This is a genomic window from Mesoflavibacter zeaxanthinifaciens subsp. sabulilitoris, from assembly GCF_014191595.1.
GTDB classification, from domain to species: Bacteria; Bacteroidota; Bacteroidia; order Flavobacteriales; family Flavobacteriaceae; genus Mesoflavibacter; species Mesoflavibacter zeaxanthinifaciens.
This window is the reverse complement of sequence record NZ_JACHWV010000003.1, coordinates 1-17,062: the sequence shown is the minus strand read 5'-3', so window position 1 is coordinate 17,062 and position 17,062 is coordinate 1. Positions and strand designations below refer to the sequence as shown.

The 17,062-nt window shown below is 30.5% G+C and carries 17 protein-coding genes; 10 read left to right on the top strand and 7 right to left on the bottom strand.

Annotation, left to right across the window (positions count from 1 at the left end):
• Positions 1-53: 53 nt before the first annotated feature.
• Both FHS04_RS04845 and FHS04_RS04840 read right to left on the bottom strand, forming a co-directional pair.
• The gene (locus FHS04_RS04845; RefSeq protein ID WP_106679630.1) at positions 54-1,010 is read right to left on the bottom strand and encodes a transketolase family protein; all 957 of its coding nucleotides are present in this window, start codon (positions 1,008-1,010) and stop codon (positions 54-56) included.
• 13 nt (positions 1,011-1,023) lie between these two features.
• On the bottom strand, positions 1,024-1,875 hold the full coding sequence (locus FHS04_RS04840) for a transketolase (RefSeq protein ID WP_262497779.1): 852 nt from the start codon (positions 1,873-1,875) through the stop codon (positions 1,024-1,026).
• A 215-nt stretch (positions 1,876-2,090) separates the two neighbouring features.
• On the opposite strand from FHS04_RS04840, the gene tgt reads away from it, so the two are divergent.
• The 10 genes from tgt to FHS04_RS04790 all read left to right on the top strand — a co-directional run bounded on the left by tgt (position 2,091) and on the right by FHS04_RS04790 (position 12,257).
• Positions 2,091-3,221: a tRNA guanosine(34) transglycosylase Tgt gene (gene tgt, locus FHS04_RS04835; protein WP_106679634.1), complete on the top strand. Its 1,131-nt coding sequence runs from the start codon at positions 2,091-2,093 to the stop codon at positions 3,219-3,221.
• Positions 3,222-3,224: 3 nt separating this feature from the next.
• A complete protein-coding gene (locus FHS04_RS04830; protein WP_106679636.1) occupies positions 3,225-4,298 on the top strand; it encodes an LptF/LptG family permease in 1,074 nt (357 codons plus the stop codon).
• Entirely contained in the window at positions 4,285-5,193 is a 909-nt protein-coding gene (locus FHS04_RS04825) for a DMT family transporter (RefSeq protein ID WP_106679638.1), read from the top strand. Before FHS04_RS04830 ends, FHS04_RS04825 begins: the two co-directional genes overlap by 14 nt.
• 110 nt (positions 5,194-5,303) lie before the next feature.
• On the top strand, positions 5,304-6,257 hold the full coding sequence (locus FHS04_RS04820) for an acetyl-CoA carboxylase carboxyltransferase subunit alpha (protein ID WP_106679641.1): 954 nt from the start codon (positions 5,304-5,306) through the stop codon (positions 6,255-6,257).
• A gap of 254 nt (positions 6,258-6,511) precedes the next feature.
• Complete coding sequence (dnaB, locus tag FHS04_RS04815) at positions 6,512-8,041, top strand: replicative DNA helicase (RefSeq protein ID WP_027879980.1); 1,530 nt, start codon at positions 6,512-6,514, stop codon at positions 8,039-8,041.
• 30 nt (positions 8,042-8,071) lie between these two features.
• Positions 8,072-9,100 carry an AI-2E family transporter gene (locus FHS04_RS04810; RefSeq protein WP_106679643.1) on the top strand — a complete coding sequence of 343 codons (1,029 nt, stop codon included), beginning with the start codon at positions 8,072-8,074 and terminating at the stop codon, positions 9,098-9,100.
• A 61-nt stretch (positions 9,101-9,161) separates the two neighbouring features.
• The gene (locus tag FHS04_RS04805) at positions 9,162-10,421 is read left to right on the top strand and encodes an asparagine synthetase B (RefSeq protein ID WP_181256124.1); all 1,260 of its coding nucleotides are present in this window, start codon (positions 9,162-9,164) and stop codon (positions 10,419-10,421) included.
• A 7-nt stretch (positions 10,422-10,428) separates the two neighbouring features.
• Complete coding sequence (locus FHS04_RS04800) at positions 10,429-10,854, top strand: secondary thiamine-phosphate synthase enzyme YjbQ (protein WP_106679649.1); 426 nt, start codon at positions 10,429-10,431, stop codon at positions 10,852-10,854.
• Positions 10,855-10,912: 58 nt separating this feature from the next.
• Positions 10,913-11,182 (top strand): EF-hand domain-containing protein, encoded by a 270-nt coding sequence (locus FHS04_RS04795; RefSeq protein WP_027879976.1) that lies wholly within the window; start codon positions 10,913-10,915, stop codon positions 11,180-11,182.
• Positions 11,183-11,189: 7 nt separating this feature from the next.
• On the top strand, positions 11,190-12,257 hold the full coding sequence (locus FHS04_RS04790; protein ID WP_106679651.1) for an adenylate/guanylate cyclase domain-containing protein: 1,068 nt from the start codon (positions 11,190-11,192) through the stop codon (positions 12,255-12,257).
• On the opposite strand, the gene FHS04_RS04785 is transcribed toward FHS04_RS04790, so the two are convergent.
• From FHS04_RS04785 to thrS, 5 genes are all read right to left on the bottom strand, one after another.
• Complete coding sequence (locus FHS04_RS04785) at positions 12,244-13,065, bottom strand: HAD family hydrolase (protein WP_106679654.1); 822 nt, start codon at positions 13,063-13,065, stop codon at positions 12,244-12,246. The genes FHS04_RS04790 and FHS04_RS04785 overlap by 14 nt on opposite strands.
• Positions 13,066-13,167: 102 nt before the next feature.
• Positions 13,168-13,512, bottom strand: coding sequence for a 50S ribosomal protein L20 (rplT, locus tag FHS04_RS04780; protein WP_027879973.1), 345 nt, complete (start codon positions 13,510-13,512; stop codon positions 13,168-13,170).
• Between the two features lie 98 nt (positions 13,513-13,610).
• Positions 13,611-13,808 carry a 50S ribosomal protein L35 gene (rpmI, locus tag FHS04_RS04775; RefSeq protein ID WP_027879972.1) on the bottom strand — a complete coding sequence of 66 codons (198 nt, stop codon included), beginning with the start codon at positions 13,806-13,808 and terminating at the stop codon, positions 13,611-13,613.
• Between the two features lie 59 nt (positions 13,809-13,867).
• Entirely contained in the window at positions 13,868-14,377 is a 510-nt protein-coding gene (gene infC / locus FHS04_RS04770; RefSeq protein WP_262497780.1) for a translation initiation factor IF-3, read from the bottom strand.
• 70 nt (positions 14,378-14,447) lie between these two features.
• Positions 14,448-16,382 (bottom strand): threonine--tRNA ligase, encoded by a 1,935-nt coding sequence (thrS, locus tag FHS04_RS04765; RefSeq protein WP_106679658.1) that lies wholly within the window; start codon positions 16,380-16,382, stop codon positions 14,448-14,450.
• Between the last annotated feature and the right edge of the window lie 680 nt (positions 16,383-17,062).

The following is a 17,062-nucleotide window of genomic DNA, read 5'->3' as shown; positions in this document are numbered from 1 at the left end:
AAGGCTTAAAACAATTGTTTTAAGCCTTTAAATTAATTAAAGTATTAACTTAATTATTTTCTTTTAATTACTTTTTCAGAAGCTTTAACAATTGCTTCAGCATTTAATCCGTATTTGTCCATTAACTGAGCAGGTGTACCAGATTCTCCAAAAGTGTCATTTGTAGCAATAAACTCTTGCGGAGTTGGTTTGTGTTGTGCTAAAACACGTGCAACACTTTCACCTAAACCTCCTAAATAATTATGTTCTTCAGCAGTTACTATACATCCAGTTTTTGTTACAGAATCTAAAATAGCTTTATCATCTAAAGGTTTAATGGTGTGAATATTTATAACTTCTGCAGAAATTCCTTTTTCGTTTAAAGTTTTTGCAGCTTCTAACGCTTCCCAGACTAAGTGTCCTGTAGCAACAATAGTTACGTCTGTACCAGATTGTAAGTGTAGCGCTTTTCCTATTTCAAACTTCTGGTCTTCTGGAGTAAAATTTGCTACTTTTGGTCTACCAAAACGTAAATAAACAGGACCTTCGTATTCTGCAATAGCTATTGTAGCAGCTTTAGTTTGATTATAATCACATGGATTAATGACTACCATTCCTGGTAACATTTTCATTAAACCTATGTCTTCTAATATTTGGTGTGTTGCGCCATCTTCACCTAAAGTTATACCTGCGTGAGATGCACATATTTTTACATTTTTACCTGAGTATGCAACACTTTGTCTAATTTGATCGTAAACACGACCTGTAGAGAAGTTAGCAAATGTACCAGTAAAAGGTATTTTACCGCCAATAGTTAAACCAGCAGCCATACCAATCATATTTGCTTCTGCGATACCTACTTGAAAAAAACGTTCTGGATGGTTTGCTTTAAAATCATCCATTTTTAATGATCCTGTAAGATCTGCACATAGTGCAACTACATTTTCGTTAGATTTTCCTAATTCTGTTAATCCAGCTCCAAAACCAGAGCGTGTATCTTTACTTCCTGTATTTGTGTATGTTTTTGTCATTGTTTTGTGCTGTTTAGTAGTCTCCTAGTGTTTCTGGGTTTTGGTTTAATCCTATTTCTAATTGTTCGTCATTAGGTGCTTTACCATGCCAAGCATGTGTATGCATCATAAAGTCTACACCATTACCCATTACGGTTTTAAGTAAAACACAAACAGGTTTTCCTTGTCCAGTTAAGGTTTTAGCTTTAGTCATTCCTTCTAATATAGCTTCTATATTGTTTCCGTTTTCAATCTCTACAACAGTCCAACCAAAAGCTTCAAATTTTGCTCTTACGCTACCTAAGTTTAAAACTTGATCTGTAGATCCATCTATTTGCTGACCATTTAAGTCTACAGTAGCAATTAAATTATCTACTTTATTAGCAGCAGCATACATAATAGCTTCCCAGTTTTGTCCTTCTTGTAATTCGCCATCACCATGAAGACTATAAATTAAATGATTATCCTTATTTAATTTTTTAGCTTCAGCAGCGCCAATAGCTACAGACATACCTTGACCTAGTGATCCTGAAGCAATTCTAATACCAGGTAAACCTTCGTGAGTTGTTGGATGACCTTGTAGTCTAGAGTCTATTAGCCTAAACGTGTTAAGCTCATCAACAGGAAAATATCCAGCTCTAGCTAGTACACTGTAATATACAGGTGAAATGTGTCCATTGGATAAGAAAAATAAATCTTCATTTTTACCATCCATGTCAAAGCCTTCTTTACGCTCCATAATTTCATTATAAAGCGCTACAAAAAATTCTGCGCAACCTAAAGATCCTCCAGGATGACCAGAATTAACTTTGTGTACCATACGCAAAATATCTCTGCGTACTTGTGTTGTTAAATCATTTAATTGTTGTGTACTTGCCATTTTAATTTTGTTAATCGTGTTGTTTATGGGGTTCAAAATTATGATATTAAATCACCTTATCAAAATAGAAAAAACACAGTTATTAACTTATTTTCATATTTTGCTAACAATATTTAGATTTTAAAATAAAAAACTAAATATTCAGTTTAAATTTTATAATCTATTTAAGACCCATTGTCTAATTCTTGGTTATATTTGCTAGCTGAAGATTTTACACATATATGACTTTCGATTTAAAAGCTAAAGATACTCAAAGTAAAGCTAGAGCAGGAGTAATAAAAACAGACCATGGTGTTATAGAAACACCTATTTTTATGCCTGTTGGTACTGTTGCATCTGTAAAAGGAGTACATCAAAGAGAATTAAAAGAAGAGATTAATCCTGATATCATTTTAGGTAATACTTACCACTTATACTTAAAACCACAAACTGATATTTTAGAAAAAGCTGGTGGTTTGCATAAATTTATGAATTGGGACAGAAATATCTTAACCGATTCTGGAGGATATCAAGTATATTCTTTATCAGCTAATAGAAAGATAAAAGAAGAAGGTGTAAAATTTAAAAGTCATATTGATGGTAGTTACCACACGTTTACTCCAGAAAATGTAATGGAAATACAACGTACAATTGGTGCAGATATTATTATGGCGTTTGACGAGTGTACACCATATCCATGTGATTACAACTACGCAAAACGATCTATGCATATGACCCATCGTTGGTTAGAGCGTTGTTTGGCACATTTAAAGAAAACACCTTTTAAATACGGCTACTCTCAAGCATTTTTTCCAATTGTTCAAGGTAGTACCTATAAAGATTTACGTAAGCAATCTGCAGAGTATATTGCTGGTGTAGGAGCAGAAGGGAATGCAATAGGAGGACTTTCTGTAGGAGAACCAGCAGAAGAAATGTACGCTATGACAGAAGTAGTAACAGATATACTTCCTGAAGATAAACCACGTTACCTTATGGGTGTTGGTACACCAATTAATATATTAGAAAATATTGCATTAGGTGTAGATATGTTTGATTGTGTTATGCCAACAAGAAACGCAAGAAATGGTATGCTGTTTACAGCTCACGGTACAATTAACATCAAAAATTTAAAATGGCGTGACGACTTCTCTCCAATTGACGAAATGGGCATCACTTTTGTAGATACAGAATATAGTAAAGCCTATTTAAGACACCTTTTTAATGTAAATGAGTTATTAGGGAAGCAAATAGCAACTATACATAACCTAGGGTTTTATCTATGGTTAGTGAGAGAAGCTAGAAAGCACATTATAGCAGGCGACTTTAGAACCTGGAAAGATAAAATGGTAAAACAAATGGACAAGCGTTTGTAATACATGAAAATACTAGATTGGTACATATTAAAACGCTATCTATTAACATTTGTAATGATGTTAATTCTGTTTGTTCCTATTGGAATAACAGTTCACTTAGCAGAAAAAATAGGGAAAATAATAGAAAACGAAGCTCCTTTTGGAGAGGTAATGATGTATCTATTATATTTTACAATCTATTTTGCTAACCTTTTATTTCCTTTATTTTTATTCTTATCTGTTATATGGTTTACTTCAAAATTAGCCAACAATACAGAAATTGTTGCTTTTTTAAGCTCAGGAGTTTCTTTTACTCGTTTTTTAAGACCATATTTAATAGGTGGAGTTATTGTAGCGTTGTTTTCTATACTAATGGGAATGTATTTAGCACCAAATGCAAGTAAAGGTTTTTATGACTTTAAATACAAATACCTTTCTGGTAAAAAAAATAATAACAACAGAAACGTTTTAAAACAAATAAACGAAAACGACATTATTTATGTAAGTAGTTTTGATGCTTCAAAAAATATGGGAGTAAATTTTACTCTAGAACATTTTGAAGATAATAAAATGACTTACAAGTTAACTTCAGCAAATATTAGATATGTAGAAGAAGATTCTGTTTACGTTTTAAGAAATTACGAAAAACGTATAATAGGAGAAACAAATGATAAAATTATACTAGAAAGAAGAAAAGACACTATTTTTCCTTTTGATTTAGAAGATTTAACTCCAGAAGATTTTATTGCTGAAACTTTATCATACCCTAAACTCTTAAAATTTATAGAACGTGAAGAAAAACGAGGTTCTAAATTTTTAGGCAGATATAGATTAGCAAAATATCAAAAATGGAGCTTACCTGTATCAGTATTTATCTTAACTATAATTGCAGTTGCGGTGTCATCAAGAAAACGTCGTGGCGGAATGGGAGTAAACCTAGCAATAGGTATAACAATAGCAATGGTATTTGTCTTTTTTGACAAAATTTTTGGTACACTAGCATCTCAATCAGACTTTAGTCCATTACTAGCGGTTTGGTTACCAAATATTATATTCGGTATTCTAGCTTTCTTCTTATTACAAAATGCTAAACGATAAATTAAAAAACTATCTTCACCTGCATTTCTTGGTTTTTATAGCAGGTTTTACAGCAATATTAGGTAAGCTAATTTCTATTAATGCTGTAAGTTTAGTTTGGTATAGAATGTTGTTTGCAACAATTCTAATGATAGCATATGTAAAATTATTTAAGGTAAATCTACAAATAACCAAAAAAGAATTAATTAAGCTTTGTTTAGCAGGAGTTATAATTGCATTACACTGGATTACTTTTTATGGAGCAATAAAAGTAGCTAACATTTCAATTGCATTAGCTATGTTTTCAACAGGAGCTTTTTTTGCCTCATTTTTAGAGCCTATTTTTTATAAAAGAAAGATTATTCCTTACGAGATATTTTTTGGTCTTATTGTTATTTTAGGTGTGTATTTAATTGTTCAAAGTGAAATTCAACACTTAAAAGGAATGATTTTAGGAATTGTCTCAGCATTCTTATCTTCTTTATTTGCAGTTTTAAATGGAAAGTTTTTAGAACAGCACTCAGCAACCAAAATATCTTTTTACGAGTTTTTAAGCGGTGTTATTTTTATTACAATATATATAGCTTTGTTTGGAGAAGGTTTTACCGCTTCATTTTTTAGTATAAACGCTTCAGATATCGGATATTTACTTTTATTGGCTTCTATCTGTACTGCTTATGCGTTTATAGCTTCTGTTTATGTGATGCGTTATATTAGTCCTTATACAGTAGTTTTAACCTATAATTTAGAGCCAATTTACGGGATAATTTTAGCATTAATTTTATTTCCTGAGACCGAAATTATGTCATCTTCGTTTTACATAGGTGCTTTTGTAATCCTTGCAGTTGTATTATTTAATGGAATTATAAAAAACCTAAAATATTTAAAGAGAAAAAGAAAACATAAACCATTATAACTCTATATTTTAACGTATAAAAGAAGCCAATTTTTAAAAATATTGGCTTTATTTCAACTAAAAAAATGTAATTTTGTGCGCTAACAAATAAACTAAAAGACACATTCCCTATGGAATATTTAGAATTTGAATTACCAATTAAAGAGCTAGAAGAGCAATTAGATAAGTGTCAAGTCATTGGAGAAGAGAGTGATGTAGATGTGACTCAAACCTGTAAACAAATAGAAAAAAAGCTACTAGCAACAAAAAAAGAAATTTATAAAAACCTTACACCTTGGCAGCGTGTACAACTGTCACGTCATCCAAATAGACCTTATACATTAGACTATATAAATGCTATTTGTGGCGATAGTTTTTTAGAACTTCATGGAGATAGAAGTTTTAAAGATGATAAGGCTATGATTGGTGGATTAGGTAAAATAGGAGACCAAACATATATGTTTATTGGTCAGCAAAAAGGATATAATACCAAAACAAGACAATACCGTAACTTTGGTATGGCTAATCCAGAAGGATATCGTAAAGCATTACGCTTAATGAAATCTGCAGAAAAATTTGGAATACCAGTAGTGACACTTTTAGATACACCAGGTGCATATCCAGGATTAGAAGCAGAAGAGCGTGGACAAGGAGAAGCTATTGCAAGAAATATTTTAGAAATGACTAGATTAAAAGTACCAATTATAACAATAGTTATTGGTGAAGGTGCTTCTGGTGGTGCATTGGGTATTGGTGTAGGAGATAAGATTATGATGCTAGAAAATACATGGTATTCTGTAATATCTCCAGAATCTTGTTCTTCAATCTTATGGAGAAGCTGGGAATTTAAAGAGCAAGCAGCTGAAGCTTTAAAGTTAACAGCAAAAGACATGAAAAAAGTTAAGATAGTTGACGATATTATTAAAGAACCATTAGGTGGTGCTCATACAGATAGAGAGACAACTTTTAAAACAGTAAGCAAAGCAATTGAAGATGCTTATGAAGAGTTTAAAAACTTATCACCAAAAGATTTAGTAAATAAAAGAATTGAAAAATATTCTGAAATGGGTGTATTTAAAGGTTAACCCTTATAAAATCATTTGCTCAAAAAATCTGAAACTTGAGTTTCAGATTTTTTTGTGCTTATTAACAAAAAAAATGAGTTATTAACAACCGTATTGTTAATGACCTGTTGAGATTAGCTCAATTTCTAATTAAGGTTTTCTTAACAATTTATTTACTTTCGTTAACTCGAAAAAAAAATCAAATTTCTTGAGATTTACACTCAAAAAATTAACTGTAAATCGTTATATTTTAATCTATTATTTTATATCAATAAATGAAACAACCAAATCAATTAAAAGGTTACCAAGTAGATAAAAGCACCTTGATAAATCTAGAAAGAGGTAAGGTGCCACCACAAGCTATTGACTTAGAAGAAGTAGTTTTAGGTGCTATGATGATTGATAAAAAAGGTGTAGATGAAGTTATTGATATTTTAAGCGCAGAAGCATTCTATAAAGAAGCACATCAACACATTTTTGAAGCTATCTTTATGCTGTTTCAAGAAAGCCAACCAATAGACTTATTAACAGTTTCAACACAATTAAAGACTAACGGTAAGTTAGATATGGTTGGTGGTGACTTTTACTTAATATCTTTAACGCAAAAAGTATCTTCTTCTGCGCATATCGAGTTTCATGCACGTATTATTTTACAAAAATATATTCAGCGAAGCTTGATTAAAATTTCAAGTGAAATTATTGAAGATGCCTATGACGAAACTAAAGATGTTTTTGATCTGTTAGATAGTGCAGAATCTAAATTATACGAAGTTACACAAGGTAACATTAAAAAATCTAGTGAAACTGCTCAAGATCTTGTAATACAAGCAAAAAAGAAAATTGAAGAAATCTCTAAAAAAGAAGGAATGAGTGGTATTCCTTCTGGTTTCGATAAACTAGATAAGTTAACTTCTGGTTGGCAAGAAAGTGATTTAATTATCGTAGCAGCAAGACCAGGTATGGGTAAAACTGCATTAACGCTAACTATGGCACGTAATATTGCCGTAAACTCTAACATACCCGTGGCGTTTTTCTCATTAGAGATGGCATCTGTACAGTTAATTACTCGTCTAATTTCTAGTGAAACAGGATTATCTTCAGAAAAATTAAGAACAGGAAAACTAGAAAAACACGAGTGGGAACAACTTAACGTAAAAGTAAAATCTTTAGAAAAAGCACCACTTTTTATTGACGATACACCTTCGCTTTCAATTTTTGACCTACGTGCAAAAGCTAGACGTCTAGCGTCACAACATGGTATAAAAATGATTATTATTGATTATTTGCAGTTAATGACAGCGTCTGGTACAGGTGGTAACCGTGAGCAAGAAATTTCAACCATTTCACGTAACTTAAAAGCTTTAGCTAAAGAGTTAAGTGTACCAGTAATTGCTTTATCACAGTTATCCCGTGCGGTAGAAACACGTGGAGGAAGTAAACGTCCATTATTATCAGATTTACGTGAATCTGGAGCAATCGAGCAAGATGCAGATATTGTAAGTTTTATTTATCGTCCAGAATATTATAAGATTGACGAATGGGATGATGAAGAACGATCACCAACAGAAGGTCAAGCAGAATTTATTGTTGCAAAACACCGTAATGGTGGACTAGAAAACATAAGGCTTAAATTTATTGGTCATCTTGGTAAGTTTGACAATTTAGACGACTTTGATACACCTTTTGGACAAGAATATCATAGTAAAATGAATGAAACAAATGATGATCCTTTCCCACAATCTAATTTCCCATCTGCTAATGATGCTTTTGGAGCACCAGATGAAGATAATGATGTACCATTTTAATTAATACATTTTTAGCAACAACGACCAACGATGGATAAAATAAAAACTACTAATTATTTACTTTTAATAATTGTAATTCCAATACTATTCTATCTTTTAAAGATTTTGTCATTTATCTTTATTCCATTAGTGTTTTCAATGTTCATTGCATTATTATTCTTACCTATATTAAGAAATTTAAGAAGACGTAAAGTACCTAAATATTTAAGTATAGTATTAGTTTTATTACTTATAGTTGCAGGAGTTTGGATGGGTATAGAGTTAATTAAATTATCAAGTAAAGAAATATTAACTTCAGATTCTCACTTTTTTGATAAAGCTCAATTAAAAATAAATAGTTTAGTTGGTAGCCTCGAATCTTTTTTTGGAATTCAACAAGTAGAAGGAGTAAAGACTATAAATAAGTATTTAAATAAAGATGTTATTTTAAATAACTTATCTCCAACAGTTAGCTTTATTTCTAAATTTTTAACAGCTTTACTTACTACAACATTTTTTGTGGTATTGTGGTTAGCAGAATCTATTAATGTAGAGCGATTAATTAATAGAACACTTTTAAAACAAAAACACACTTCTATAAAAACCTTTAGAAAGATTGAAAAAGACTTAATAAAATTTATAAAAGTTAAGTTTTTGGTTAGTTTTCTTACTGGTATTGGTACTGGTTTAGCGTGTTACTTTTTTGATGTTAGTTTTCCTATATTTTGGGGCTTATTTGCATTTATTATCAATTTTGTGCAAATGGTAGGCTCTTTTATTACCGTAATTTTATTATCTATTTTTGCTTTTGTAGAATTAGAAATATCTAGTATTTTACTCTTTTTTATTATTTCTATTACATCTGTTCAAATATTATTTGGCGCTATTTTAGAACCAATTTTTATGGGAAAATCATTTTCTATAAATATTATTGCAGTTTTAGTAATGCTTATGTTTTGGGGATTTATATGGGGCGTACCAGGTTTAATTATGGCAATTCCTATTACTGTTTTTATTAAAATAATTTTAGAACAGTTTCCTCGAACAAAAATAATTTCAGATATACTTTCAGGTTCTTAAACCTTACTTAAAATGATATTAAAAAATTAAAAAAAGCACTTTTTTTGTTTATCTTTCATCTATGAAGAAAACACTTTTTTTAATACTTTTTTTATCAATCACGTTTCAAAGTTTTGCGTCATATGTTCTAATTCCTATGGATGCAGATACGCAAAAAAATCACTTAAAAGCTTATGGTATTACGTATTGGACTTTAAGCCAGCAACTAAAAGTTAAATGGTTACTTAATTATCGTGGTGGTTCTTTTTTATTACCAGATTCAGAAAGAATTCAACGCGAATGTCAAATAAGAGGCGTAAGTTTTGAAGTCATTTCTGATGTTAAAGCCGAAAGTATTTTAAAAGAAATAAGCAGTCCAAGTAAAAATATGGAAGCAGTAGTTTTAGAAAAAGCTCCTAAAATTGCTGTTTATACACCTAAAGGAAAATTACCTTGGGATGATGCTGTAACAATGGTATTAACTTATGCAGAAATACCTTATGAAACTGTATATGATGAAGAAGTTTTAAAAGACGAATTATTACTTTATGACTGGTTACATCTTCATCATGAAGATTTTACAGGTCAATATGGTAAATTTTATGCTAGATATAGGCAAGCTGCTTGGTATATTGAAGAAAAAAAATCAGCAGAAGCCTTAGCTACAAAATTAGGTTACAAAAAAGTTTCTGAAGAAAAACGAGATGTAGCTTTAAAAATAAGAGATTACGTAGTTGGTGGCGGATTTATGTTTGCTATGTGTAGCGCAACAGATAGTTTTGATATTGCATTATCTGCAGACGGCGTAGATATTTGCGAACTAATGTTTGACGGCGATGCAAGCGATGCAAATTATCAAGCAAAAATTGATTTCAATAAAACCTTTGCTTTTAAAGATTTTACTTTAGAGCGTAACCCATTGGTTTACGAATTTTCTAGTATAGATATGACTACAAAACGTAAAATACCTAAAGAAACAGACTACTTTTCTTTAATGGATTTTTCAGCAAAATGGGATCCAATTCCAACCATGTTATGTCAAAATCATACTGCGTTGGTTAAAGGTTTTATGGGACAAACCACTTCTTTTGACAGAGAAGAAATAAAATCTAATGTATTAGTTATGGGCGAGAATAAGACCAATGGAGAAGCAAAATATATACACGGTATAAAAGGTAAAGGTTTTTTTACGTTTTATGGAGGTCATGACCCAGAAGATTATACACATAAAGTTGGTGATCCAAAAACCGAATTAGATTTGCATCCAACATCTCCTGGCTACAGATTAATTTTAAACAATGTGTTATTTCCTGCAGCAAAAAAGAAAAAGCAGAAAACTTAATATTTAGATGAAATTTTTTCAAAAAGAAATAAGTTTAACACCACAAAAAAGAGGATTTCATTTAATTACTTCAGAAATTTTAGATAAAATTTCAACTGAAATTCAAAGTATAAAAATTGGTCAACTTCAGGTATTTATTAAACATACTTCTGCAAGTTTGACCATAAATGAAAATGCAGATCCAACCGTTAGAGTAGATTTTGAAAGCTACATCAATAGGTTTGTTCCAGAAAATGAACCTTATTATAAACACACTTATGAAGGTTCAGATGATATGCCAGCACATATTAAAGCGTCATTATTTGGAGCTTCTGTAACTATTCCTATAACAAACGGAAAACTCAATTTAGGGATTTGGCAAGGTATTTATTTGTGTGAACATCGTAATTACGGAGGTAGTAGAACAGTTGTAGTAACAGTATTTGGTAATTAACGTTTCTTTACAATCTTGCAAACTTTCATTTTGTATCTTTATTAAAAAGGAAAGTAATATGTCAACCAAGGAAACCATTTTAAAAAAAATAGAAATACTAATCACTAACCATTTTAAAACTCCAGAAGAAGCATTTGCTTTTTTTGATAAAGATGGCAATAAAACATTATCTATTTCAGAAATTAAAGAACTTTTAAAACAAGCTGAAATTAGTGGTTTTATAAGAGGTATTGTTGCAAGTAAGCTTATTGAAGGTTACGATAAAGATGGAGACAAGCAAATAAATTGGGCAGAATTTAAGGCTGCAATAGACGAGATTTCTAAATAAAAAACAATTGAGATATTATTTTGTTCAATTTATAAAACTACTATTTTCTACCACTTTATTCTGGTCTGGAGCATTTTGTTTATTTATCACTATAAGATATTTTGCAATAGGAGCAGAAGAAGGTATTGCAATAACTGATTTTTCTTTTGCAAAACTCTTAAAGTTTGGGTTGTACTTAGGAGGTTTAATAGGTCTTTTGTATGCTATTGTAGAGTTTGTTTTTGACAAATTTGTAGCTAAAAACCTATCGCTTTCAATTATAATTTTCTTAAAATTTTTAGTGTATTTAGTTGGTATGATTTTGTTCTTATCAATTATATATGCTAGAGCAGAAGTAGAGCTAGATTTAAATTTATCTAACGATTTAGGTTGGTGGCAACAAAACCAAGTGTTTTGGTTGTTGGTTGGGTATTTTATTATCTGTTCTCAAGTTTTTACATTTATTAAAATAGCCAATGAAAAATTTGGTCAAGGTGTCTTTTTTAATTTTTTAATAGGAAAATATAGAAAGCCAAGAGAAGAACGACGCGTTTTTATGTTTTTAGATTTAAAAGATTCGACCAAGTTAGCAGAACAATTAGGACATTATAAATACAGTAAATTAATACAAAGCTGTTTTTATGATTTAAACCGAGTTATTGGACGGTACGATGCAGAAATCTATCAATATGTTGGGGATGAAGCTGTATTAAGTTGGACTTATAAAAGAGGTGTACATCAAAATAATTGTATAAAACTGTTTTATAAATATAAAGAAGTACTTAAAAAAAAGGAGAAATGGTATTTAAAACAATTTGGAGTAATACCAACATTTAAAGCAGGTTTACACGGTGGTAAATTAATAGTAACAGAAGTTGGTACTGTAAAAAAGGAAATTGCTTATCATGGAGATGTTATTAATACTACAGCAAGAATACAAGGTGAGTGTAATAAGTATGAACAATCATTATTAATTTCTGAAAGTTTATACAAAACCATGTATAACCTTCAGAAATATGATATAAAATCAATAGGTGAAATTCCTCTAAAAGGAAAAGAGGAACTAGTTAAAATATACGCTGTTAACCTTGTTTAGAAAGTTTTATCTTTTCTAATAGTGAAGCTAATACCATCTCTACACCAGCTTCATTATTGCTTTTTGTTATAAATCTAGCTGCTTTTTTTACATTTGGATGTGCGTTTTCCATTGCATAGCTATAGTAGGAACGTTCCATCATTTCTAAATCATTATTATAATCTCCAAAAACCATTGTTTCTTCAGTAGTAATACCTAAATTATTTTGAAGTTGTGATAAAGCAAATCCTTTATTAGCATTTTGATGAGAAATATCTAACCAAACTTGACCAGAAACTTTTACTTTATAATCTGCTTCTAGATGTTTTACATGCGGGTATAATTGTTCTTCAGATCCATGTTTACAGTAAACTGCTATTTTTAAAAAGTCATCATTCTCAATAGATGTTAAATCTTCTACTTGTTTGTATTTGGAGTAAAACTCCTTGAAGAAGTTTATAAAACTTTCATTTTTTGTTTCGATATAAGCAGACTTTTTTCCGCAAAGAACAATTTCAATATCATCAAAAGATCTTAGTAGTAAAATTAAATCTTTTATTTCTTCTTTAGGAATTTTGATTAAAAGCAAATCTTTACCTTGCTGTTTTGTTATAGCTCCATTTTCTGCAATAATGGTAATGTCGTTTGCTATACCATTAAGCTTTTCTGTAATACTAAAATACTGTCTACCACTTGCGGCAACAAAGTGTATGTTTTCTTTTTTTAAAGCTTCAAATATATTAAAAAAGTTTTGACTTACTTCTCCTTGATTGTTCAGTAATGTCCCATCCATATCAGAGACTACAAGTTTGACTTGAGATAATTTCATAAATTCAATTTTTAAAGTTAGGTGAATAAAAAAATCCGATTCAAAAAAGAATCGGATTTAATTTATATAAGCGAAGTATTGTTATACAATTGGCAAAAAGCCTTATTTTACTTTATTCACAATTGCTTCAAAAGCTTCTGGGTTGTTCATAGCTAAATCTGCTAAAACCTTACGGTTTAATTCGATATTATTAGCTTTTAATTTACCCATAAACTGAGAATAAGACATACCGTGTAATCTTGCACCTGCGTTAATACGCGTAATCCATAATGCACGGAATGTTCTTTTTTTGTTTCTACGGTCTCTGTATGCATATTGCATAGCTTTGTCAACCGCATTTTTTGCTACTGTCCAAACGTTTTTACGACGTCCAAAGTAACCTTTTGCTTGTTTAAGCACCTTTTTTCTTCTGGCTCTTTTAGCTACAGAATTTACTGATCTAGGCATAATTTAATTGTTTTTTTGTAGTAGGCGGTTAATTGTTTAACACTTTGATTGAGCCTAACTCCAGGGTTTATAAATAATTTTAACCGGTTAAAGTCTTGTTACTTTAAACGTAACATGATTTTAACATTGTTCTCATCTGCATCATGTACTAATGCATCGTGAGTTAAAGCTAACTTACGTTTTTTAGACTTCTTTGTTAAGATGTGACTTTTAAACGCGTGCTTTCTTTTAATTTTACCAGTACCAGTAAGCTTAAAACGCTTCTTAGCACTAGATTTTGTTTTCATTTTAGGCATTTTGTTTCCTAGTTTTTATTATTTCGCTTATATTATTTTGACTCTTATTAAGAGTTTAATTATTTTTTTGGAGCAATAAACATTGTCATACGTTTTCCTTCAAGTTTAGGCATTTGTTCTACTTTTCCAAATTCTTCTAAATCTTGAGCTAAACGTAATAATAATATTTGTCCTTGCTCTTTAAACACTATAGAACGTCCTTTAAAGAATACAAATGCTTTTAGTTTTGCACCGTCTTTTAAAAACTTTTCTGCGTGTTTTTTCTTAAATTCATAATCATGATCGTCTGTTTGAGGACCAAATCTTATTTCTTTAATAACAACTTTAGATGCTTTAGCTTTTAAAGCTTTTTCACGTTTTTTCTGTTCGTAAAGAAATTTCTTATAATCCATTACTTTACAAACTGGTGGATCTGCTTTAGGTGAGATTTCTACCAAATCAAGTTCTTGCTCTTCTGCTATTGCTAAAGCTTTTTTAATTGGGTAAATACCTACTTCTACATTATCTCCGACTACACGTACTTTTTCTGCTCTAATTTTAGAGTTAATTCTGTGTTGGTCTTCTTTAATAACTCTTGCTGGTCCTCTTGATCTTTTTCTACGTATTGCTATGGCTTTTCGTTTTTAGTTAAACTTAAATTTAAAATTGTTTTTTTGTTTTATTAATTTCTTTTTTAATAATTTCTGCAAATTCATCTACACTAATCGTGCCTAAATCTTCACCTCCGTGTTGTCTTACAGAAATTTTATTTTCTTTTTCTTCTTGCTCTCCTATGATAATCATGTAAGGCGTTTTATTCATTTCTGCCTCTCTAATCTTTTTACCAATAGTCTCGCTTCTATTATCTATAAGGGCGCGAATTTCGTGATTTTCTAGCAAAGTTAAAACATTTTGACCGTAATTTTCATATTTTTCACTAAGAGTTAACACAGAAACTTGTGTTGGCATTAACCAAAGTGGGAAATTTCCTCCTGTATGTTCTAGTAATATTGCTATAAATCTTTCTAGACTTCCAAATGGTGCACGGTGAATCATTACAGGTCTGTGCGATTCGTTATCACTTCCTTTATATGTAAGGTCAAATCGTTCTGGTAAATTATAGTCTACTTGTATAGTGCCTAATTGCCATTGTCTACCTAAAGCGTCTTTTACCATAAAATCTAGTTTAGGTCCGTAAAAGGCAGCTTCACCTGTTTCTATAATATAATTTAAATTTTTCTCTTTTGTTGCATTTAGGATTGCTTTTTCTGCTTTCTCCCAATTTTCGTCACTTCCTATGTATTTTTCTGGTTTTTCAGGGTCACGTAAAGATACTTGTGCTGTAAAGTTTTCAAAACCTAAAGATCCAAATACATATAACACTAAGTCTATTACATTTTTAAACTCTTGATCCAATTGGTCTGGCGTACAGAAAATATGCGCATCATCTTGAGTAAAGCCTCTTACACGTGTTAACCCATGTAATTCTCCGCTTTGCTCATATCTATATACAGTCCCAAACTCAGCATAACGTTTTGGTAAATCTTTATAGGACCATTGTGTGTTGTTGTATATTTCGCAGTGATGAGGACAATTCATTGGTTTTAATAAGAATTCCTCATCTTCTTTAGGTGTTGTTATTGGTTGAAAACTATCTTCACCGTATTTGGCGTAATGACCAGAAGTAACATAAAGTTCTTTTTGGCCAATATGAGGTGTGACAACCATCTCATAACCAGCTTTTTTTTGAGCAGCTTTTAAGAAGTTTTCTAATCGTTCTCTTAAAGCAGCACCTTTAGGAAGCCATAAAGGTAAACCTTGTCCCACCTTTTGTGAAAAAGCAAATAACCCTAATTCTTTACCAAGTTTTCTATGGTCACGCTTTTTAGCTTCTTCTAAAAGTTCCAAATATTCTTTTAAATCCTTTTGTTTAGGAAATGAAATACCATATACACGTGTTAATTGAGGGTTGTTTTCATCACCACGCCAATAAGCTCCTGCAACAGACAATATTTTGACAGCTTTTATAATACCAGTATTAGGTATGTGTCCTCCTCGACATAAATCTGTAAAAGTAGAGTGATCACAAAATGTTATTTCGCCATCCTCTAAATTTTTTATTAATTCTGTCTTATATCTATTGTCTTTATATAAAGATAGTGCATCAGATTTACTAACAGTACGCATATTAAAATTATGTTTACCTCTAGCAATTTCAAGCATTTTATTTTCTATACTTTTAAAATCTTTATCACTAACCACGTTCTCTCCAAAATCTACATCATAATAAAAGCCATTATCTATAGCAGGACCTATGGTTAACTTGCATCCAGGATATAATTCTTCTAAAGCTTGAGCAAGTACATGTGCAGAACTATGCCAGAATGCTTTTTTACCCTCATCATCATTCCAGGTGTAAAGCACAAGAGAACCATCGGTGGTTAATTTTGTAGAAGTTTCTATAGTTGTACCATTAAAGTTTGCTGAAATTACGTTTCTAGCTAAACCTTCACTAATGCTTTTAGCAACATCCATTGGGGTAGATCCTATATTAAAGGCTTTAACACTACCATCAGGTAAAGTAATATTTATCATGAATTATTTAAATTAGGATACAAATATAGTAGTATAATAATAGAGAAGCAATATAAATGTATGTAACAATATCATTAGTTTTTTATGTGGTATTATTTCATATCGAATAAATATAAGCAAGATATTTTAGAGTCTTCCTTAATATTAACAAGAGTAATTCCTAATTATAAATTAAAAGTATAATATAAGAGGAGTGTTAATTTGAGTTATATAACATATAGTACGTAACAATATATGTATACTCTACATAAAAGTATAAGATTTAAAAGGAGCATTAAGTGTATTATATAGGTTGAAAAAACAGATTTAAAAAAAAGATAAAAAAAAGTTAAGTTGTAAAACACTGAAAACAAGGTGTTAAAAAGCAAGAGTAAAAAAAAAGCAAAAAAAGTTTCAAAAAAGGGTTGTGGGAATGAAAAAGGGTCTTATATTTGCACCCCGAAACAATAACAACTGAGCAATCAGGGATAAGATTTCGAGAAAGTTCTAGATAAAATATTGATTAAGCAAAACGGTGAAAAAAAATTTTAAATTTTTTTTTAAAAAAAGTTTGCAAGGTTTAAAAACTTGTTTTATATTTGCACCCGCTTAGGAAATAAACGTCTTAAGAATTAAGAAAAAGTTCATAAACATATTGAATTGACAGCGTAAGATTTTTGCTGGAAACGGTAAAAATCGAT